Annotated in this window: 19 protein-coding genes; 12 read left to right on the plus strand and 7 right to left on the minus strand. The window is 67.6% G+C overall.

Features of this window, described 5'->3' with window-relative positions:
- Position 1: 1 nt before the first annotated feature.
- The gene (locus tag K369_RS17805; RefSeq protein ID WP_084570716.1) at positions 2-1,564 is read left to right on the plus strand and encodes an ATP-dependent DNA helicase RecQ; all 1,563 of its coding nucleotides are present in this window, start codon (positions 2-4) and stop codon (positions 1,562-1,564) included.
- An 11-nt stretch (positions 1,565-1,575) separates the two neighbouring features.
- On the opposite strand, the gene K369_RS17810 is transcribed toward K369_RS17805, so the two are convergent.
- The 3 genes from K369_RS17810 to K369_RS17820 all read right to left on the minus strand — a co-directional run bounded on the left by K369_RS17810 (position 1,576) and on the right by K369_RS17820 (position 5,132).
- Complete coding sequence (locus tag K369_RS17810) at positions 1,576-3,432, minus strand: cation:proton antiporter (protein WP_036292931.1); 1,857 nt, start codon at positions 3,430-3,432, stop codon at positions 1,576-1,578.
- Between the two features lie 117 nt (positions 3,433-3,549).
- A complete protein-coding gene (locus tag K369_RS17815) occupies positions 3,550-4,512 on the minus strand; it encodes a DnaJ C-terminal domain-containing protein (protein ID WP_036295682.1) in 963 nt (320 codons plus the stop codon).
- 158 nt (positions 4,513-4,670) lie between these two features.
- Positions 4,671-5,132 (minus strand): RT0821/Lpp0805 family surface protein, encoded by a 462-nt coding sequence (locus K369_RS17820; RefSeq protein ID WP_036292933.1) that lies wholly within the window; start codon positions 5,130-5,132, stop codon positions 4,671-4,673.
- 92 nt (positions 5,133-5,224) lie between these two features.
- On the opposite strand from K369_RS17820, the gene pdxH reads away from it, so the two are divergent.
- From pdxH to K369_RS17840, 4 genes are all read left to right on the plus strand, one after another.
- Complete coding sequence (pdxH, locus tag K369_RS17825) at positions 5,225-5,833, plus strand: pyridoxamine 5'-phosphate oxidase (RefSeq protein WP_036292936.1); 609 nt, start codon at positions 5,225-5,227, stop codon at positions 5,831-5,833.
- A 103-nt stretch (positions 5,834-5,936) separates the two neighbouring features.
- Positions 5,937-6,563 (plus strand): TIGR02301 family protein, encoded by a 627-nt coding sequence (locus K369_RS17830; RefSeq protein ID WP_245278230.1) that lies wholly within the window; start codon positions 5,937-5,939, stop codon positions 6,561-6,563.
- Positions 6,564-6,643: 80 nt separating this feature from the next.
- Positions 6,644-6,901: a hypothetical protein gene (locus tag K369_RS17835; protein ID WP_024881389.1), complete on the plus strand. Its 258-nt coding sequence runs from the start codon at positions 6,644-6,646 to the stop codon at positions 6,899-6,901.
- A 22-nt stretch (positions 6,902-6,923) separates the two neighbouring features.
- Positions 6,924-7,430 carry a hypothetical protein gene (locus K369_RS17840; RefSeq protein WP_245278231.1) on the plus strand — a complete coding sequence of 169 codons (507 nt, stop codon included), beginning with the start codon at positions 6,924-6,926 and terminating at the stop codon, positions 7,428-7,430.
- A 46-nt stretch (positions 7,431-7,476) separates the two neighbouring features.
- Here K369_RS17840 and K369_RS17845 read toward each other — a convergent pair whose 3' ends face one another.
- The gene (locus K369_RS17845) at positions 7,477-8,019 is read right to left on the minus strand and encodes a GcrA family cell cycle regulator (RefSeq protein WP_036292940.1); all 543 of its coding nucleotides are present in this window, start codon (positions 8,017-8,019) and stop codon (positions 7,477-7,479) included.
- A 601-nt stretch (positions 8,020-8,620) separates the two neighbouring features.
- Between K369_RS17845 and K369_RS17855 the strand changes: the two genes are divergently transcribed.
- The 4 genes from K369_RS17855 to K369_RS17870 all read left to right on the plus strand — a co-directional run bounded on the left by K369_RS17855 (position 8,621) and on the right by K369_RS17870 (position 13,177).
- Entirely contained in the window at positions 8,621-9,808 is a 1,188-nt protein-coding gene (locus tag K369_RS17855) for an aspartate aminotransferase family protein (RefSeq protein WP_036292944.1), read from the plus strand.
- Positions 9,805-10,755, plus strand: a complete 951-nt coding sequence (argF, locus tag K369_RS17860) for an ornithine carbamoyltransferase (protein WP_036292946.1) — start codon at positions 9,805-9,807, stop codon at positions 10,753-10,755. Before K369_RS17855 ends, argF begins: the two co-directional genes overlap by 4 nt.
- A 16-nt stretch (positions 10,756-10,771) precedes the next feature.
- Positions 10,772-11,737, plus strand: a complete 966-nt coding sequence (locus K369_RS17865) for an Hsp33 family molecular chaperone (RefSeq protein WP_051949368.1) — start codon at positions 10,772-10,774, stop codon at positions 11,735-11,737.
- A 246-nt stretch (positions 11,738-11,983) separates the two neighbouring features.
- On the plus strand, positions 11,984-13,177 hold the full coding sequence (locus K369_RS17870; RefSeq protein ID WP_084570717.1) for a DUF1624 domain-containing protein: 1,194 nt from the start codon (positions 11,984-11,986) through the stop codon (positions 13,175-13,177).
- Positions 13,178-13,216: 39 nt separating this feature from the next.
- On the opposite strand, the gene K369_RS17875 is transcribed toward K369_RS17870, so the two are convergent.
- Positions 13,217-14,467 carry a glycerophosphodiester phosphodiesterase gene (locus K369_RS17875; RefSeq protein WP_084570718.1) on the minus strand — a complete coding sequence of 417 codons (1,251 nt, stop codon included), beginning with the start codon at positions 14,465-14,467 and terminating at the stop codon, positions 13,217-13,219.
- Positions 14,468-14,595: 128 nt separating this feature from the next.
- Between K369_RS17875 and K369_RS17880 the strand changes: the two genes are divergently transcribed.
- On the plus strand, positions 14,596-15,285 hold the full coding sequence (locus K369_RS17880; protein ID WP_036292949.1) for a fumarylacetoacetate hydrolase family protein: 690 nt from the start codon (positions 14,596-14,598) through the stop codon (positions 15,283-15,285).
- Between the two features lie 62 nt (positions 15,286-15,347).
- A complete protein-coding gene (locus tag K369_RS17885) occupies positions 15,348-16,004 on the plus strand; it encodes a DsbA family protein (protein ID WP_036295694.1) in 657 nt (218 codons plus the stop codon).
- 402 nt (positions 16,005-16,406) lie between these two features.
- Here the strand turns inward: K369_RS17885 and K369_RS17890 are convergent, their stop codons facing one another.
- Positions 16,407-17,060, minus strand: coding sequence for a response regulator transcription factor (locus K369_RS17890; RefSeq protein WP_018267644.1), 654 nt, complete (start codon positions 17,058-17,060; stop codon positions 16,407-16,409).
- Entirely contained in the window at positions 17,057-18,457 is a 1,401-nt protein-coding gene (locus K369_RS17895; protein ID WP_036292951.1) for an ATP-binding protein, read from the minus strand. Before K369_RS17895 ends, K369_RS17890 begins: the two co-directional genes overlap by 4 nt.
- Before the next feature lie 205 nt (positions 18,458-18,662).
- Between K369_RS17895 and K369_RS17900 the strand changes: the two genes are divergently transcribed.
- Positions 18,663-19,175 carry a hypothetical protein gene (locus tag K369_RS17900; RefSeq protein ID WP_036292953.1) on the plus strand — a complete coding sequence of 171 codons (513 nt, stop codon included), beginning with the start codon at positions 18,663-18,665 and terminating at the stop codon, positions 19,173-19,175.
- Positions 19,176-19,444 lie beyond the last annotated feature (269 nt).

The following is a 19,444-nucleotide window of genomic DNA, read 5'->3' on the forward strand; positions in this document are numbered from 1 at the left end:
GTTGCGCCGCCCGCCCGCCGATATGGAAGAGGCGCGGCGCGTGCTGCGCGCGCGCTTCGGCCATGAGGATTTTCTGCCGGGACAAGCGACCGTGGTCGCGGCGCTGCTCGAGGGGCGCGACGCGCTCGCGGTGATGCCCACCGGGGCCGGCAAATCCCTGCTCTATCAATTGCCCGCCGCCATGGGCGCAGCGCCGGTCGTGGTGGTCTCGCCGCTCATCTCGCTGATGCGCGATCAATTGCGCGGCCTCGCACGCTCGGGCGTCGCCGCCGTCGCGCTCCATTCGGGCCAGAGCGAGGTGGAGCATGGCGCGGCGCTCGCCGCCATCGCCGGCAGGCGGGCGAAGCTCGTCTATCTCGCGCCGGAGCGCCTCGTCGGAGACGGGACCATCGCGCTCTTGCGCGCCGCCGGCGTCGCGCTGCTCGCCGTGGACGAGGCGCATTGCGTCTCCCATTGGGGGCATGAGTTTCGCCCGGATTACGCCCGGCTGGGGGAGATCGCCGCACGGCTCGGCGCGCCGGTGCTGGCGGTGACGGCGACCGCCGGCCCGCGCACGCGCGCCGACATTATCGCCAGCCTGTTCACGCGCGCGCCGGAAGTTTTCGTCTCCTCCTTCGCGCGGCCCAATCTGCGCCTTTCTTTCCGTCCCCGCGGCGATGCGCTGGGACATCTGACGCGCTTCCTGCGCCGGCGGGAGGGAGAGAGCGGGGTCGTCTATGTGAATTCGCGCCGCAAGGCCGAGGCTATGGCGGCCACGCTGCGCGGGCTCGGCTTCGACGCGCTCGCCTATCACGCCGGCCTCGATGCGGCGACGCGCGCGGCGCATCAGGACGCTTTCTTCGAACGCGCCGGCGTGGCGATGATCGCGACCATCGCCTTCGGCATGGGCGTCGACAAAAAGGACGTGCGCTTCGTCGTCCACGCCGACCCGCCCGATTCGATCGAGGCCTATTATCAGGAGATCGGCCGCGCCGGCCGCGACGGCCTGCCGGCCGATGCGCTCGCCCTCTTCGATCCGCGCGAGCTCGCCGGCCGCTTCGGCTTCGCGCCGCCGGCGGACGATCCCGTCGCGCTCGGCGAGACGGAGCGGCGACGCGCCATGGCGCGCCTCTGCCTCACCCCCGCCTGCCGCTTCCAGACGCTGTTGGCCGCTTTCGGCGAGGAGAGCGGCCGCTGCGGACGCTGCGACAATTGCCGCGGCGGCCTGCTGGCGCTGCCGCGCCGTGCGGGCCTCGTCGCGCTCGGCTGGCGCGTGGCCGTTCTCGCCCGCTTCGCCGGCGCCGGCGCCGAGAGGCTCGACGAGCCGGAGGAGGCGCCCGATCCCGTGGCGATGGCGGCGAGCGTTTCATTGGGGCCGGAGCAGGAGCGGCCGCTCAGCGTCGCCGAAGAGCGGCTCTATCGGCGATTGCTGCATTTGCGGCTGGATATCGCAAAACGCCGCCGTCTCGCTCCGCGCGCAGTGGCGAGCGACGCCGCGCTGCGGCGCCTCGCCGTCACAAGGGCGCTCGATGGCGAGAGCGTCATCGCCGCGGAGGAATTTTTGCGCATGGTCGCGGAGGCTTAGAAGGAGACGGCCTAACCTTCCCCCTCCGCTTCCGCCTCCGGCGCCGGCCGCGCGCGCCTTTTCTTCAGCTCCCGCAAACGCGTCGAAGCGCGCGCGGCGCGTTGGCGCGCCTCCTCGCCGGTCGGCTGCAGCAGCTTGCGATATTCGTCGCGCTTCTCATGAATGGAAGCGATGACATAGCCCATGGGCACGCCGACATCGACGAGCACCGTCTCGGCGAGCTGCAGGCTCGACTCGATCGTCTCCGGTATCGCGTCGCTGGCGCCGAGCTCGTAGAGATGGGTGGCGTGCCAGGCGTCGCGGGCGCGCGCGACAATGGTCATATCGGCGCGCTCCTGATGCGCGAGGCGGACGATCTCCTGCGCGGCCTGAGGATTTTCCACCGTCACCACCAGCGCGCGCGCCTGGGCCACGCCGAGGCGCATCAAAAACTCGCGCCGCATGCAATTGCCCCAATAAATATCGACGCCCTTGTCGCGCGTCTGCGCGACGAGCTTCACGTCATTGTCGACGGCGACGTAAGGAATCTCGTGGCGGCTCAGCATGTCGCCGATGAGCGCGCCGACGCGCCCATAGCCGACGATGACGACGCGGCCGGCGGCGATCTCGCCCTCCGGCGCGAGATGGCCGAACTCCGCCTCATCGTCTTGCAGCCGGCGGCCGGGATTGAGCCATTCGCCGAGCCGCGCCAGCGCCGGCAGCACGAAGAGACCGAGCGTCACGGCGAGCATGGCGTCGGCGCCGAGATTTTTCGGCAGCACGCCGGAGGCGATGGCGGCGCCGACGAGAATGAAGGCGAACTCGCCGCCGGGCGCGAGCAGCAGCGCCACTTCCGCCGCTATGCGCGGGCGCAGGCGAAAGGCGCGGCCGAGCAGAAAGACGATGAGCGTCTTGGTCACGATGAGGCCAATGGCGATGACCAGCACCTGCCGCAAATCCTCGATCACGCGGTCGAAATCGAGGCCCGCGCCGACGGACACGAAGAAGAGGCCGAGCAGCAGGCCCTTGAACGGCTCGATCGTCACCTCGATCTCGCGGCGAAACTCGGTCTCGGCGAGCAGCAGGCCGGCGATGAAGGCGCCGAGCCCCATGGAAAATCCCGCCGCCGCGCTGGCGACGCCGGCGCCGATGATGACCAGCAGGCTCGCCGCGGTGAACAGCTCGATCGATTGCGCCGCCGCCACCAGATGGAACAGCGGCCGCAGCAGCAGCCGGCCGGCGATAATCAGCGCGCCCATGGCGGCGAGCGCCGGCAGAAAGGCGAGCAGCGCCTTCAGCCCTTCGCTCTCCACCTGCGGATCGGAGAGGAAGGAGATGAGGAAGAGCAGCGGCGCCACCATCAGATCCTGCAGCAGCAGCACCGAAAAGGCGGCGCGGCCGGCGGCGCGGTTGAGGCGGCGGCGCTCGGCGAGCAGCGGAATGACGATCGCCGTCGAGGACATTGCGAGCGCCGCGCCGAGCAGCGTCGCCGGCGCGGGGCCGAGCCCGGCCCAGAACACGCCCGCCGCCGCCAGCGCCCCGCCGCAGAGCAGAACCTGCGAGAGGCCGAGCCCGAAGACCAGCATGCGCATGCGCGCGAGCCGCTCCCAGGAGAGCTCGAGGCCGATCATGAACAAGAGGAAGACGAGGCCGAATTCGGCGATCTTGGCGACGCCCTCGAGATCGCTCAGCGCGATCGCGGAGAGAAGCTCATGGCGCTCGGCGAGCTTGCCGAGGCCGAAAGGGCCGAGCGCCGCGCCGGCGAGCAGAAAGCCGAGAATGGGGCTGATGCGCAGCCGATGAAACAAAGGCGCGACGACTCCCGCCGTGCCCAGAAACAGCAGCGCCTCGCGATATTCGCCCCACTGAAACGCCGCAGCCCCCGACATCGCCGTCCTTTCCCGTCACCGATTCGGGCTTCAGCATAAGGGAGCGGGCGCGCGGTCACGAAGCCGTTTCTGGGGCTCCGCCTTCTCCTTGCCGGCGGAGAAGGCGATGCGCCCGTCTCACATTCCCTTGCGCGGATCATAGGGCCTGGCCGTGCGCCATTTTTGGGAGAAGGCCTCGAGCTCGGCGTCGGCGCCCTCCGGCAGCAGCACGCGCAGCGTCACATAGAGATCGCCGGCCGGCTTGCCATCGGCGGCCGGCAGTCCCTTGCCGCGCAGGCGCAGCACGCGGCCGCCATTGGAGCCGGCGGGGATGGTCAGCTCCACCTTGCCGGAGAGCGTCGGCGCCGCCACCTTGGCGCCCAGAACCGCCTCGTAGAAAGAGATCGGCAGATCGAGCTTCAGATCGCGGCCGGAGATGGCGAACAGCGGGTCCGGCGCCACATGGACGGTGACGATGGCGTCGCCGGGCTCGCCGCCGGGCGGGGCGGCGTGGCCCTGGCCGCGCAGGCGAATCTGCTTGCCGTCCTCTATGCCGACCGGAATATTCACATCGAGCGTGCGGCCGCTGGGCAGAAAGACGCGCGTGCTGCCGCCCTTCACCGCCTCGGCCAGCGAGATGGTCACTTGCAGCGCGACATCCTCGCCGCGGCGCGGCGCGCGGGCTCCGCGGCGTCCGCCCGCCCCGGCGCCGAAGAGATCGGCGAAAAGATCAGAGGGGTCGAAGCCGGCGCGGCCGCCGCCGCCCGGAGCGTCGCCGCCGAAATGGAACTCGAAATGCTCGGCCCCGCCAGGGCCGCGCTGTCCGCGATAGCCGCCGCCCGGTCCCGCGCCGAAGCCCTCGAAGCCGGTGAAGCGCGGCTTGCCCTCGGCGTCGATCTCGCCGCGGTCGAATTGCGCCTTTTTCTTCTCGTCGCCGAGAATCTCATAGGCGGAATTGGCCTCGGCGAATTTCTCCTTGGCCTTGGGGTCGTTCTTGTTCTGGTCGGGGTGGTATTTTTTCGCGAGATTGCGAAACGCCTTCTTGATCTCGGCGGCGCTCGCCGTCTTGGCGACGCCCAGGACATCATATGGATCGCGCATTTTCTTCAAAAGCCCATAGTGGCGCCCGCCTCATGCGGCGCGGACGCTCATGTCTGACATGCCTATTTGGGAGAAGTGGCGGCCGCGCGCAAGGATGCGGCGAAGGTCGGATGACGAGACCGCTGATTTTTCAGGCCGGACGGGTCAGGCCAGATTTCTCAGGCCTTGCGGAAGGGCCGCACGTCGATCAGCGCCCAATCCGCGGATTTGTCGCGGCAGGCCGTGCCTTGCAATTGCTCGTGGCTCTCTTTTGTCCCGACTTCCGCCAGAAAAGCGCGGCAGACCTTGCCGTCCGAAGGATAGGGCTGGCCGACTGGCGTGAAGGAGCCGCGCGCATGGCTTTCGGGATTGTCCCAATTGACCGTCGCGCCGGCGCCCTGAGGATCGAGCGCGACGCCGAGAGCCGCATTGGCGCGCCGCCAATCCTCCTGGTCGAGCGAATGCGAGAGCGTCGGCGTGGTCTTATGCGGGATGGAGCCGGTCACATCGTCGCCGACATTCTTCCAGGCCGGGGCCGGCTCGCCGCCGGGAATGGCGAAAGAGCAGCCGCCGAGCGCGGCCGCCATCAGCGTGGCTGCGAGCAGACGCGCGGCGGCGAGACCGATTTGAGAAGCGGCCACGGCGGCGTTATGTGTGTCTCGCAGGTCGTGCAATGCGCTGCCTTACCACCAGGACCACCGCCATCGCTTCGGCGGCAGCTGAGGATTTTCCCGTGAAGGGGTTAAAACAGAGTGACTTCTGCGAGGCCTCCGAACCCTACGCATTATTCGGCGAGTGGTTCGGGGAGGCGAAGGCGAGCGAGCCCGACGTTCCCGAAGCGATGGCGCTCTCCACGGTGGACGAGACCGGCCTGCCGGATTCCCGCATGGTTCTGATGAAGGATTGGGGCGAATCCGGCTTCACCTTCTATACCAACGCCGAGAGCGCCAAGGGCCGCGAGCTCGCCGCCACGATGAAGGCGGCGGCGCTTTTCCACTGGAAATCGCTGCGCCGCCAAGTGCGCCTGCGCGGCCCTGTCGAGCTCGTGTCGGAGGCGGAGGCGGACGCCTATTTCGCCAGCCGGCCGCGCGACAGCCGCATCGGCGCCTGGGCGAGCCGCCAGTCGCAGCCGCTGGAGAGCCGTTTCGCGCTCGAGAAGGCGGTCGCCTATCAGGCCGCGCGCTTCGGGCTCGGCGAGGTGCCGCGGCCGCCGCATTGGCGCGGCTATCGTATCCTTCCGGTCGCGATCGAGTTCTGGGCGGATCGGCCCTTCCGCCTTCACGATCGCGTGCAATTTTCTCGCGAGGGCGCCGGCTGGGCCAAGGCGCGGCTCTATCCTTGACGCAGTCGTGCGGCGTTGGCCGCCTTTCCTCTCCCCGCCTGCGGGGAGAAGGAGACGCAGCGAAGCGATCGGCCGGATCATCGGACTCGAAAGAGGCGAAGCGATGCCATTCTCGTCAGACAGAAGGATCACGACGAAGAGCGAGCCTGAAGGCTCGCGGTCCTGGCCGGGCTCTGGACCGCGAGCCTTCAGGCTCGCCCTTCCCCTCGCGCTCTCCTGCGCCTTGTTCGCGCAGCCGGCGCGCGCGCAGGATTTTCTGCAGAGCCTGTTCGGCTGGGGCCAGCAGCATTCGGCGCCACGCGTGATCGAGCAGGCGCCGTCGCAGGGCAAGGCCAAGCCGAAGAAGAAGAACGCGGCGAAAACGCCGCCAGGAGGCAAGCAGCAGGCGCAGCCCAACGCCGAACAACCCGCCGCCGAAGGACCGCCGCCGCCCTATGAGCCGCAATTGCTGCGACTTTCCGAGATACTCGGCGCGCTCTCCTATCTGCGCGATCTCTGCGGCTCCGAGGATGGCGAGGATTGGCGCGCCAAAATGAGCTCGCTGCTGGAGGCGGAGGCCAAGACGGGCCAGCGCCGGCTAAAGCTGACGGGCGCCTTCAACCGCGGCTTTCGCGGCTATGAGACCACCTATCGCTCCTGCACGCCCAATGCGCGCCTGGCCATCTCGCGCTATCTCGACGAAGGCGGCCGCATCGCGCACGATATTGCGTATCGTTACGGGAATTCCTGAGGTCGGAAACGCGGATGTGCGTTAACCCTCCGGCAAGGACCCGTCTCGCGTGTCGCGCCGCCGTTGATTAGAGTGATCGCATGACGGGCTTTCCTTCCTCCACATTGGACGACGCCGCCGGCTCCGAGCAGCGGCGAGTCGCGCTCGCTTATCTCGCCGAGGCTTTCGCGGAAGCCGCGCTCGCCGGGATCGAAGGGGATTCCTTCGCCCATGTCGCGCTCTCGGCGGCGCTGCACGAGCTCGTCGCCACTTACGGCGAGGAGGAGGTCGCGGCTTTCGTGGAACGTTTGCCGCGGCGCTTGCGCGACGGCGAATTCTCGAGCGGCCTGCGCCATTGAGCGCGCTTTTCCGCTTACGCGCGTGAAAAAGCCGATAAAACCAGTTGTCGAGACGCTCTCCGAGCCGCTGCGCGATCTTTCCGCTCTGCCCGCGCCGGTGCGCGCGCTGCGCGAGAAGATCCTCGCCGCTTGCGAGACGGGCGACATAGAAGCGCTGCGCATTCCGATCGACTGGAACGAGGTGCGCCCCTTGTTCGAGCGCGGCGCGCGGCGGCCGGCGGGCGCCGATCCGATCGAGACCTTGAAATCGCTCTCATTCGATCGCGCGGGACGCGAGACGCTCTCGCTCGCGCGCGCCGTATTGTCGCAGCCTTTTCTGCGCATCGCGCGCGGGCCGTTCGAGAGCTATGAATGGCCCGCTTTCGCGCGACGTCCCGCGCCGCCGGCGAGCGAGGAAGAGGCGCGCGCGCTCTGGGCCTGCGTGCGCTTCGCCGATCTCGCCGCGTCCAATGCCGACGGCCGCCCGAAGGTGATGCGGATCGGCGTCGGCGCGGATGGCGTCTGGCACTATTTCTGGAACGCGGAATGAGCGCGCCGAGCTGATCTCGAGACGCGCGGCGCCCGACGAACGCGCCTCAGGCGAGACGCGCGGCGGAGCGCAGCTGATCGCGCGCGCGGCGACGATCCTGCACGGGCTGATAAGCGATCTGCGAATGATAACCGCAATAGGGGCTGCCGCCGCCGCCCGGCGAGCGCGCGCCGCAGAAGCGAAACTCGGCCGATGTCGGATCGCCGATCGGCCAACGGCACATCGACTCTCTGAGCTCCATCAGCGTGACGCGTTCGGACATTGGAATGACGACTTCCTCTTGCGGACGGGCGTCCGGCATCACCAGCGCGCGCGGCGCGAGAGCCAGCGCGACATTGCCGACGACAGCGGGCGCATGTCCGTGATGCATCCGCGGCGCGGCGACCTGCTGCGGGCGTTGCGGTTTCGCGACGCGTGGACGCGCTGCTATGGGCGTCTTGGCGCGCTGCGCGAGTCCGAGACGATGAATCTTACCAATAACGGCGTTGCGCGTGATGCCTGCGCCGATCTCGGCAGCCACCTGACTGGCGCTGAGGCCGTCGTTCCAGAGCTTGCGTAGCATCTCGACGCGCTCGTCGGTCCAGGACATTAAGGTCCTCCTCGATTAAGCCGGCTTCAGCCGAGAGAATCGGCGAACGCTCGCGCAACCGGCGACGCCGGAGTCGACAAGACGCGCACACACTCGAATGAAGGCGCCACACGAGATGTCGTGGGCGATGACGCGAACGCTACTCTACCAGTTGAATCACGCGCAAGAGTCCCTGGCAAGCGAAACAGCGTTCCCCACAAGGTAATGCCGCTCATTCCCCGCAGGTGTTGCGCGAAAGACTCACTATGGGCGTCGAAACGCATGGGATTTCACGCATGGCGGCGCATCTGGCGGCGCATTTCGCCGCGCGCGAACGTCTCTATATGCGTCATCGGCGCACGGCGGCTTTGTCGCGCGGTCGATCGCGACGGCTCCGGCGCCGTCGTTTCGCCGCAGTCCCGGCGCCGCGTCGCCTCGAAGAATGCGGCGGGAATGGGATTTGACCCGCGCAAGGGGAGGACCTAGAATGTTTCCACGAGAAAGATGCCGCCCCAGAAGGGCGGCACTTTGATTTTCAGACCCTCGCTGCATGGCGGCCGCTGCATGGCGGCGCGACCCGACGGGCGCCGGCGAGCCGAGGTCTCTCCGAAGGAGTCGCCAAGTGGTTTCGGCGCTGTTTCCGACCTATGCGCGGGCCGATCTCGCCTTCGAGCGGGGCGAAGGCGCCTGGCTCACCGCCAGCGACGGCGAGCGCTATCTCGACTTCGGCGCCGGCGTCGCGGTCAATTCGCTCGGCCATGGCCATCCGCATCTCGTCGGCGCCTTGACGGCCGCCGCGGCGAAGCCCTGGCACGTCTCCAATCTCTTTCAGATTCCAGAGGCCGAGCGCCTCGCGCGCCGCCTCGCGCAGGCGACATTCGCCGATCTCGTCTTCTTCACCAATTCGGGCGCCGAGGCGGTCGAATGCGCGATCAAGACGGCGCGGAAATTCCATGCGGTGGAAGGTCGGCCGGAGCGCTATCGCCTCATCACTTTCGAGGGCGCCTTCCACGGCCGCACGCTGGCGACCATCGCCGCCGGCGGCAATCCCAAATATCTCGACGGCTTCGGCCCGCCGACCGACGGCTTCGACCAGGCGCCCTATGGCGATCTCGAGGCCGTGCGCGCGCTCGTCGGCCCGCAGACGGCCGGCGTGCTGCTGGAGCCTATTCAAGGCGAGGGCGGCGTGCGCGCGGCGCCGCCCCGCTTTTTGGCCGGCCTGCGCGAGCTCTGCGACGCGCATGGGCTGCTGCTCGTCGTGGACGAGGTGCAGACGGGCATCGGCCGCACCGGGCGTTTCCTGGCGGTCGAGCATTCCGGCGTGAGGCCGGACATCGCCGCTCTGGCCAAAGGCATAGGCGGCGGCTTTCCGCTCGGCGCCTGCCTCGCCACGGCGGAGGCCGGCAAGGGCATGACCGTCGGCGCGCATGGCTCCACCTATGGCGGCAATCCGCTCGCCACAGCTGTCGGCAACGCCGTGCTCGATGTGGTGCTGGAGCCGGGCTTCGTGGAGCGCGTCGCCGGCCTCGGCGTGCTGTTCCGCCAAAAGCTCGCCGAGCTCGAGGATCGCCATTCCTCGATCATCGAGAGCGTGCGCGGCGAGGGGCTGATGTTCGGCCTGAAAACGCGCGTGCCCAATGGCGACTTCGCCGCTGCGGCGCGCGAGGCCAAGCTGCTGACCATTCCCGCGAGCGACAATGTGGTGCGGCTGCTGCCGCCGCTGATCGTCGGCGAGAACGAACTGGCCGAAGCCGCGCGGCGGCTCGACGCCGCCTGTGTGAAGCTGGAGAGCGCCGGAGCCGCGCGATGACCGTCCATTCGCCACTGACGGGCGTCCGTCATTTCCTCGATATTTCCGAGCTTCCGCCGACGGAGCTGCGACGCATTCTCGATATCGCCGCGGCGATAAAGGCCGCGCGCGTGCGCGGCGCGCGCTCGAGCTATCAGCCTTTGACCGGCAAGACGCTGGCGATGATCTTCGACAAGCCGTCGACGCGCACGCGCGTCTCCTTCGATCTCGGCATGCGCGAGCTCGGCGGCGAGACGATCATGCTGACGGGCCATGAGATGCAGCTCGGCCGCGGCGAGACGATCGCGGACACCGCCCGCGTGCTGTCGCGCTTCGTCGACGCCATCGTCATCCGCATTCTCTCGCATGACGATCTCACCGAGCTCGCCCGCTATGCCAGCGTGCCTGTGGTGAACGGGCTCACCAAGCTCTCGCATCCCTGCCAGGTGATGGCCGATGTGCTGACCTTCGAGGAGCATCGCGGCCCGATAAAGGGCCGCACCGTGGCCTGGACCGGCGACGCCAATAATGTGCTGGCGAGCTGGGTCCATGCGGCGAAGCCCTTCGACTTCACCATAAATGTCGCGACGCCGCCGGAGCTCGCGCCCGGCGACGAGCTGGTGGAATGGGCGCGCGCCAATGGCGTGCGGCTCAATCTCACCGCCGATCCTTTCGCGGCCGTCTCCGGCGCCGACGCCGTCATCTCCGACTGCTGGGTGTCCATGGGCGACGAGCAGGAGGAGGCGCGCCGCCATGCGCTGCTCTCGCCCTTCCAGGTGAACGCCAAGCTGATGGAAGCGGCCAACAAGGACGCGATCTTCATGCATTGCCTGCCGGCGCATCGCGGCGAGGAAGTGACCGACGAGGTGATCGACGGCCCGCAATCGGTGGTCTTCGACGAGGCGGAGAACCGCCTCCACGCGCAAAAGGGCGTGCTCGCCTGGGTTTTCGGAGCGAACGGGCCATGACGCAGCGGGCGCGCAAATGACGCGACGGGCGGATGAGGCCATCGCCCGGCCGGCGTCGCCCTTCGCCGAGGACGACAGCCTGCTGCCCTTCGCGGTCGAGCCGCTCGATCTGCGCGGGCGTCTGACGCGGCTCGGGCCGGCGGCGCATTCCATCCTCACCCATTATGATTATCCGCCGGCCGTGGCGCGCCTGCTCGGCGAGGCCGCCGCGCTGACGACGCTGCTCGGCTCGCTGATCGAGTCGCATGGCCGCTTTCAATTGCAGACGCGCGGCGACGGGCCGGTCGATATGATCGTCGTCGATTTCGACGCGCCCGGAAAGCTGCGCGGCTTCGCGCGCTACGACGAGAGCCGCGTCAAAGCCGGGATGGCTCCGGGCGATCTGCTCGGCCGCGGCCATCTGGCGCTGACCATGGAGCACGACCGCGACGCCGCGCGCTATCAGGGCGTGGTGCCGCTGGAGGGCGAAGGCTTCGCCGAGGCGGCGCATCGCTATTTCCGCCAGTCCGAGCAGATTCCGAGCTATGTGCGCCTCGCCGTGGCCGAGAGCGTGACGCCCGCCGGGCGCAGCTGGCGCGTCGGCGGCCTGCTGCTGCAATATCTGCCGGGGACGCCCGTGCGTCCGCGCGATCTCGATCCCGGCGACGCGCCCGCGAGCGCCGCCCTTTCGGACGACAACGAAGAGGACGCCTGGGTCGAAGGCCTGTCGCTGGCGGCGACGACGCAGGATCACGAGCTGGTCGATCCGGGACTCTCCGGCGAGCGCCTGCTCTATTCGCTGTTCCACGAGCGCGGCGTCACCGTCTATCCGACGCGCAGAATCGTCGAATCCTGCCGCTGCTCGACGGATCGCATCGCCAATCTGTTGCGCAGCTTCGCGCCGCAGGACCGCCGCGACATGATCGGCGACAATGGCCGCATCGGCGTGACCTGCGAATTCTGCCGCACGCTGCGCGAGTTCGACCCGGCGGATTTCGAGTAGCGCGGGCGCTGCTCCCATATGATTTACGGCTGAATGCCTCGAAGCGTTCTTCCTCTCCCCATTTGCGGGGAGAGGGCCGAGGTGAGGGGCTCGGGGCGTGAGCCACAGACGGAAAACGCCCCGAGCCCCTCATCCTCACCTTCTCCCCGCACGCGGGGAGAAGGAAGGCGGCGAACCCGCGCGAACCAATCGATCAGAAACTGCATCTTTCATTATTCATTGAGCTGGAACCGACGGAGAGACGTCATGACGAAGACGATAGAGAAAATCCCGAGCGTCCCGCACGACGCCGCGCTCACCGCAGGAACGCGCCTTCTCTCCATCGATCGCCTGCGCGGGCTCGTCATCATCGTCATGGCGCTGGACCATGTGCGCGATTTCTTCGACGCCGATGCGCTGCGCTTCGATCCGACCGATCTCGAACGCACCTATCCCGCTTTGTTCCTCACCCGCTTCGTCACCCATTTCTGCGCGCCGACCTTCACCTTTCTCGCCGGCGTCTCGGCCTATCTGCACGGCCTCTCGCTCGAGGATCGCGGCGCGCTGTCGCGCTTCTTGTGGACGCGCGGGCTGTGGCTGATCCTGCTCGACATCTTCATCATCAGCCCGGTGTGGACGGTGGGCTCAGGCGCGATCGAGCTCGGGACGCTCTGGGCGATCGGCTGCGGCATGATCGCGCTTTCGGCGCTCATCCATCTGCCGACGCGCGTCGTGCTGGCGATCGGCGCGGCAATCTTGCTTTCGCACAATCTCTTCGATGGCGTTCACGCGGCGCAATTGGGCGGCTTCGCGCCCTTGTGGAATGTGCTGCATGAGAAAGGGCCGCTGCCTTTCGGCCTGCGCGGCCAGGTCTATTATCCCGTGCTGCCCTGGATCGGCGTCATCGCGCTCGGCTATGGTCTCGCGCCGATCTTCCTATGGCCGCATGAACGTCGGATGCGGGCGCTCGTCACGCTCGGCCTCGCCTTTCTCGCGGGATTTGTCGTGCTACGCTTCGCTGGCGTCTATGGCGACGTCCGGCTCTGGCTGACTTATCCGGAAGGCGTCAGAACGGCGCTGTCCTTCCTCAACGTCACCAAATATCCGCCCTCGCTGCATTACGCGCTGGTGACGCTCGGCGTCGGGTTTCTGCTGCTGCCGGCGCTGGAGCGGGCGGGCGGCGCCTTCGGGCGCGTGCTGGCCACTTTCGGCCGCGTTCCGCTCTTCGCCTATGTGCTGCATCTCTACGCCATGCTGGCCGCGGCCTTGCTCGTCGCCATCGCGAAGGGCGTCGATATCAAAGGCCTCGAGAGCGGCGGCCCGCCGCCCGAGAATTACGGCCTCGGCCTTGCCGGCGCCTATGTCATGTGGATTTTGGTTATGGCCGCCATCTATCCGGCCTGCGCCTGGTTCGCGCGCGTCAAGCGACGCCGGCGCGACTGGTGGCTGAGCTATTTGTAAAGGAACGGCGGCGTTATCCGCCGCCGTCCGTCATTCGTCTCAATTGGCGTTGAGCCAGCGCAGCCCGCGGCACACGGAGTCATGGCCATAGAGGCCTTTGACCAGACATTTCGCCGCATCGGGGTCGGTCTTCAGCGCCCACAGCGAGCGCGCCGTCACCGCCGTATCGGCGAAATCGCTGAACAATCCATCGACGCCGAGCTTGTAGAAGGTCAGATATTCATTGACCGGAACGCCTTTGTAGTCGCTGGCGAGACGGCGCTGCTCATTGCGGAACGTATAGGGATGCACGAGCAGGCCGGCCGCATGGGCGTCGGCGACGACAGAGGTCGGCGGCAGCAGCTTGCGGTCCGCCTCATTGACGGAGCCGTCGCCATTGGCGTCGGCGCAGGCGTTGTTGACGATCTTGATGCAGGCGGAGCTGATGAGATAGGTCTTCCACGGCCCGACGCCATCGGCATAGGCGCGAACCTCGGCGAGGCCGGCGGGCTTCAGGAGATCGGCGAATTTGCCTTGGCGGCCGGCGACGGCCCAATCATAAGGCCGGTCATAGGGCGGCGTGAAATCCAGCGAGCCGTCGGGATTGACGTCATTGGCGTCGACGAGCTGGATCAGCCGCACCGTCGTCTTCTTGCGCAGATATTTCAGATTGGCCTGCTCGAAGCTCTGGATGAAGACGGGAGCGCTATGATGGTTCCAGCCATGGCGCGTCAGCACGGCGAGCAGGCGATCCTCGAGCGGGAGGTTGATCATTTGATGATAGGTCGGATGCTTGGTCTCGGGATAGACGCCGATGACGCGGCCTTCTTCGCGGCCCTTGCGCTTGGCGAGCTCGATGATCTCGTCGAAGCTCGGAATGCGGAAGCGGCCGTTGAAATCGGGATCGCGCTCGGCGAAGGCCTGCACGGCGCCGATCTGCTTGATCTCGCTCCAGGTGAAGTCGCTGACGAAATAGCCTTCCTGCTCGACGCCGTCGACGACGGCCTTGCGCTTGCGATTGGCGAATTGCGGCAGGCTCTTCACATTGGTGGTGGCGATGATGTTCGGCTCGTGACGAGCGATCAGCACGCCGTCCTTGGTCGACACGAGATCGGGCTCGATGAAATCGGCGCCGAGCTCGATCGCGAGAGCGTAGGATTCGAGCGTATGCTCGGGAACATAGCCGCCGGCGCCGCGATGGCCGATGACGATGGGACGTTGGGGACCTTCCTCGGAGGCGACGGCGGACAGCGGCGCGAGCAGCGCGGCGCAGATCAGCGCGCATGATGCGCGGGACAGAAGCTCGATCATGAAATAACCTCGAAACGATGTGCTTTTGACATCGCTCCGATAGATGGCCAGTCTCTCAGAGGTATGACGGCGGCGCGACATTCGCGCCGCCGCCGCCCTTGTTCCGCGCAGAAACGAGAGGTTTCGCAGTGAGCGCATATCTGTTTCCGCCGCCGGCGCCGGCCGCGCTCGCCATCGCCGGCGACGCCCGGCGCTTTCCCGTGCGGCGCATCTTCTGCGTCGGGCAGAATTACGCCGCCCATGCGCGCGAGATGGGCAAGGACCCCTCCCGCGAGCAGCCCTGCTTCTTCTCCAAGCCGGCCGACGCCGTGGTCGCCAGCGGCGCGACCATCCCCTACCCGCCGCGAACCGCCGACCTGCATCATGAGATCGAGCTGGCAGCGGCGATCGGGAGCGGCGGGGCGGATATCCCCCGCGCCGACGCGCTCGCCCATGTGTTCGGCTATGGCGCCGGAATCGACCTCACCCGCCGCGACCTGCAGAGCGAGGCGCGCAAGGCCGGGCGGCCCTGGGACCTCTCAAAAGGCTTCGACAATTCCGCGCCGCTGGGAGCGCTGGCGCCGGCCGCGCGCATCGGCCATCCGGGCAAGGGACGCATCAGCCTCGCCGTGAATGGCGCGGCGCGGCAGGACGCCGATCTCTCCGACATGATCTGGAGCGTCGCGGAGATCGTGTCGATCCTGTCGCAATTCGCGCGGCTGGAGGCGGGCGATCTCATCTTCACCGGCACGCCGGCCGGCGTCGGGCCGATCGTTTCCGGGGACCATGTGACGGGCGAGATCGAAGGCGTGGGAAGCGTCGCGCTGACCGTGGGGTAGCGATTCCCCACGGCGCGAAAATGCTCTATGGTCCGCCCGTTCCGCGACCCTATGGAGCGTCCATGCCCAGCTTCGACCTTCGATTTTCCCGTCGCGCCGCGCTCGCCGCGGCGGCTCTCGCCGTCTTCGGCCTCGCCGCGCCCGCCTTCGCCCAGAAGGCGCCGAGCGGCAAAATCCCGGTCGAGGAGCTGATGGGGCCGAACGCCCTGCCGGATATCGTCGAAGGCAAGGCCGACGCGCCGATCACCATCGTCGAATACGCCTCGATGACCTGCAGCCATTGCGCGGCCTTCCACAAGGACGTCTATCCGGCGCTGAAGAAGAAGTTCATCGACACCGGCAAGGTGAAGTTCATCCTGCGCGAGTTCCCGCTCGATCCGCTGGCGACGGCGGCCTTCATGCTGGCGCGCAACGCCGGCGACAAGCGCGACGCGGTGGTCGATCTGCTCTTCGCGCAGCAGAAGAACTGGGCCTTCGTCGACAAGCCGCTCGACGGCCTCGCCGGCGTGCTGAAGCAGACCGGGCTCGGCCAGGAGAAATTCGAGGCGACGCTGAAGGATCAGCAGCTCTTCGAGAATGTGAGCAAGGTGCGCGACCGCGCGGCGGAGAAGTTCGGCATTAATTCGACGCCGACCTTCTTCATCAATGGCGACAAATACAGCGGCGAGATTCCCGAGGCCGACCTCGAGAAGATTCTGACCGAGAAGGCGAAGTCGTAAGAGGCGTCGGCGCGAGGCCGGCGGGTCGGACGTATTCGAGCCCGAAGGCCCCCTCCCCAGCCCTCCCCCGCTTCGCGGGAGAGGGAGCAGATTGCACGCTTCATCGACGTTTCGCGTAACGTCGCCGCCTTCCCTCTCCCGCGAAGCGCACGGCTGTCCGGGGAAAGTTTTTCGGTTGTAGCCAACGTGTTGGAGGATTCGCGCAGGTTGTATTTTCTGCGTTCGAAGCGCCTCTCCGCTCTCTTTCTCGGACGTTCGCAAGCAGCGGACGTTGAAAAGCACGCGGAAAGCGCCCATCGTGGATTGCAACACTGCCTCCAAAGACTCGCATGCGTTGCGCGATATTTTTCCCCGGACAGCCGTGCGCGAAGCGGGGGAGGGTGAGGGAGGGGGCGCTTCTTCTCACATCGACCCCTCGCCGCCGACCAAGCCGGCGCCGATGGCGAGCCAGACGAGATGCGCGTCCGTGCGGGCGCCCATCTTGGATTTGATCTGATAGTGATAATTCTGCACCGTCTTGGCGCTGAGATTGAGCGCCCCGGCGATTTCTTCTGTCGTGCGGCCGGAGGCGACGAGGCGCAGAATCTCCGTCTCGCGCGGCCCGAGATCGTCGAGCGGCGAGCGGCCTTCGGCGAGGCGCTCCGCCGCGATCTCCCGCGCTATGTCGTCGCCGAGCGCGCGGCCGCCATGGGCGACCGTCTCCACCGCGCGGACCAGCTCGGCCGCCTCGCCGCCCTTGGTGACGAAGCCGCTGGCGCCAGCCTCGAACGCCTTCAGCGCATAGGCGGCGGCGTCATGCATGGTGACGACGAGAATGCGCGCCTTCTTGTCCCATTGACGAATATGGCGCACCGCCTCCAGCCCGCCGGCGCCGCCGGCGAGCTGCAAATCCATCACCACCACATCGGGCGAGAATTTGCGATAGGCCTGATAGGCCGCGGCGGCGCTGTCCGCCTCGCCGACGACGCGAAAGCCCGGCTGGCGCTCCAGCAGGCGACGATAGCCCTCCCGCACGATCGGATGATCGTCGACGAGCAGGACCGAGACGCCGCTCACGCCGCCCGTCCGAATGCGCCGGCGGCGTTGGAATTGGCCGGCGCCAGCGGAATGCGCGCCGCGACGCAGACGCCATGCGCGGCGCGGTCGATGGAGAGGCTGCCGCCGAAGGCCGAGACGCGCTCGCGCATGCCGAGCAGGCCATGGCCGGCGGAAAAATCGATGCGCGTCGGATCGCCCTCGCCATCGTCCTCCACAGTGAGCGCGACAACGCCGTCATTGGAGGCGAGGCGCTCCACGCGCAGAAAAACCTCGCTCGGCCGGCCGTGGCGCATGGCGTTGGTGAGGCATTCCTGCGCGATGCGGAAGACGCTGGTGGAGACCGCGGGCGGCACGCCGGCGAGATCGCCCATCAGATCGAGATGCACGACCGCACGCGGCGCCGTCTGCGCATTCCAGCCGGCGACGAGCTGAACGAGGCAGGCCTCGAGGCCCAATTCGTCCAAATCCTGCGAGCGCAGCCGCGCCAGCGCCTCGCGCAGCGTCATCGTCATGCGCCGCGCCACCTTGCCGATGGAGCGGGCGTCGGCGGCGAGATCGGGCCGGTCGGAGGCCCCCGCCTCTATCGCCGCGGCGAAGGCGCTGGTCGCCGTCAGGCATTGGCCGAACTCGTCATGGAGATCGCGCGCCAGGGCGCGGCGCTCCTCCTCCTGCACCTCGAACAGCCGCTTGGTCAGCGCGACGCGCTCCGCCGTCGTCTGCGCCAATCGCTCGGCGAGGTCGTTGACGGCGCGGGCGATGAGGCCGAACTCGCCGCTGGTGAAGGATTTGACGCGGTGGCGGTAATTGCCCTTCTCGAGCCGGCGCAGCCCGTCGACGATCGTCTGCGTCGGCGCCAGCGCATGGAAGATGGCGAGCGCCGCCAGCAGGCAGACGCCGACCGCCATGGAGGCGGCGACGCCGGCGACGATGGAAATCTCGCGCCAGGCCTGCCGCACGGCGGCCGCCGAATCGGCGCGCGCCACCACGGCGCCCGTCTCCGGCTGGCGCACGGTGAGCGGCCGCGACACCGGCGCCGGCGCGCCGAACAGAAGATCGAAAGCGTGGGTGAACCATTGCGGCGCCTCGACGCCGACGCCGTCCATCTGGCTGCACAGCACGCGCGGCTCCTCCGTCCCCGGCGCGAAAGTGATGCAGACGCCGGGCGAGACGAGCTTCAAAGTGGCGAGCGACTCCCAATTGGGAATAGGCAAAATATTGTCGCGCCGCATGGAGCCGCGCCAGAGAATCTCGCGCCAGAAGAGATGCTCGAGCTCATGGGCGACGCGCTCCGCCGAGGCTTGCGTCTCCGCGCGGATGGAGCGATTGGCGTCGTCCATCACCCAGCCGATGGCGAGCGCGAGGCAAAAGCCCACAATGGCGACGAGTCGCATGATGAGGCGAATGATCAATTGCATCGGGCTTCGCTCCGGCTCTCTCCCAGCGTGGCCGAGTAAAGCAGGAATCGCCTTGACCGCCAATGCGATCCGGCCGTCGCTCCGCTTCCCCTCGGGAAAATCGGGCAAAATGCCCGGCGCGACGCGGGCTCGAGCGCTCTAGGGCGCGCGGCGGGGAGCGGGCAGGATCGCGCCTCTCCCCTGCCGGGGCTTTCGGAGATTTACGATGAGACAGCCATCGATCGCGGCGCGCCTGCCGTCGCGCAACGCCTTTCTGCTCGCCTTCGCCGCACTGCTGCTGGGCATGGCGCTCGCCATCGCCTGGGTCTTGGGCTTTACCCTGTTCTACCCGGACAGCGCGCTTGCCCACGCCATCCCCCGGCGTGACGATCTCATCCGCGCTCATATCGACTATCTGATGATGGCGCAGTTCGTCTTCGTCTTCGCGCTGCTGTTCCGCCAATACGCGATACGGCCGCCGATCTGGATGATCGTCTCTATCTGCTTCGGCACGTTCAACAACCCGCTGTCCTTCGCGCTGCGGGCGCTGAGGCCGAAGATCGATCCGGCGACGCTGCCGCCGGTCGAGCCGCATTTTCCGCTGATCGCGGGGGTGAGCTTCACTCTGACGACGGTCGGGTTTCTGACGGCGGCCTTTCTCGCCGTCCGCGCGGCGTGGCGGGCGGGGAATGCAGAGGCGGCGCCGACGATCGCTCGGAGCCTCGAGCGAGCGGAATAGTCAGGCTCGCTTTTCCACCTACCGGGCAATCATACGATTTCCGGTTGATCGGCACGCAGACAAAGCAACAGCCCCTTCATCCTGAGGAGGCACCGAAGGGGCCGTCTCGAAGGATGGCCGCCGCGCCTTCTGGAGCATCCTTCGAGGCTTTTTGCATTCCGCAAAAAGCGCCTCAGGATGAGGGGATTGTGTTTGCCGGGCCGAAGCGATCATCCCGGCGACTGTTCACACCAGCCGGCTCTGCGCCTTGGCCGCCTCGATGAAGAGCG

Origin of the sequence: Methylosinus sp. PW1, assembly GCF_000745215.1 — a bacterium.
Lineage (GTDB): Bacteria > Pseudomonadota > Alphaproteobacteria > Rhizobiales > Beijerinckiaceae > Methylosinus.

Coding starts and splice junctions, on each gene's coding strand:
- K369_RS17810 (WP_036292931.1), bottom strand. CDS start 3,432: ATGTCGGGGGCTGCGGCGTTTCAGTGGGGCGAATATCGCGAGGCGCTG.
- K369_RS17815 (WP_036295682.1), bottom strand. CDS start 4,512: ATGCGCGATCCATATGATGTCCTGGGCGTCGCCAAGACGGCGAGCGCC.
- K369_RS17830 (WP_245278230.1), top strand. CDS start 5,937: ATGCCATTCTCGTCAGACAGAAGGATCACGACGAAGAGCGAGCCTGAA.
- K369_RS17835 (WP_024881389.1), top strand. CDS start 6,644: ATGACGGGCTTTCCTTCCTCCACATTGGACGACGCCGCCGGCTCCGAG.
- K369_RS17845 (WP_036292940.1), bottom strand. CDS start 8,019: ATGTCCTGGACCGACGAGCGCGTCGAGATGCTACGCAAGCTCTGGAAC.
- argF (WP_036292946.1), top strand. CDS start 9,805: ATGACCGTCCATTCGCCACTGACGGGCGTCCGTCATTTCCTCGATATT.
- K369_RS17865 (WP_051949368.1), top strand. CDS start 10,772: ATGACGCGACGGGCGGATGAGGCCATCGCCCGGCCGGCGTCGCCCTTC.
- K369_RS17870 (WP_084570717.1), top strand. CDS start 11,984: ATGACGAAGACGATAGAGAAAATCCCGAGCGTCCCGCACGACGCCGCG.
- K369_RS17875 (WP_084570718.1), bottom strand. CDS start 14,467: ATGATCGAGCTTCTGTCCCGCGCATCATGCGCGCTGATCTGCGCCGCG.
- K369_RS17885 (WP_036295694.1), top strand. CDS start 15,348: ATGCCCAGCTTCGACCTTCGATTTTCCCGTCGCGCCGCGCTCGCCGCG.
- K369_RS17895 (WP_036292951.1), bottom strand. CDS start 18,457: ATGCAATTGATCATTCGCCTCATCATGCGACTCGTCGCCATTGTGGGC.
- K369_RS17900 (WP_036292953.1), top strand. CDS start 18,663: ATGAGACAGCCATCGATCGCGGCGCGCCTGCCGTCGCGCAACGCCTTT.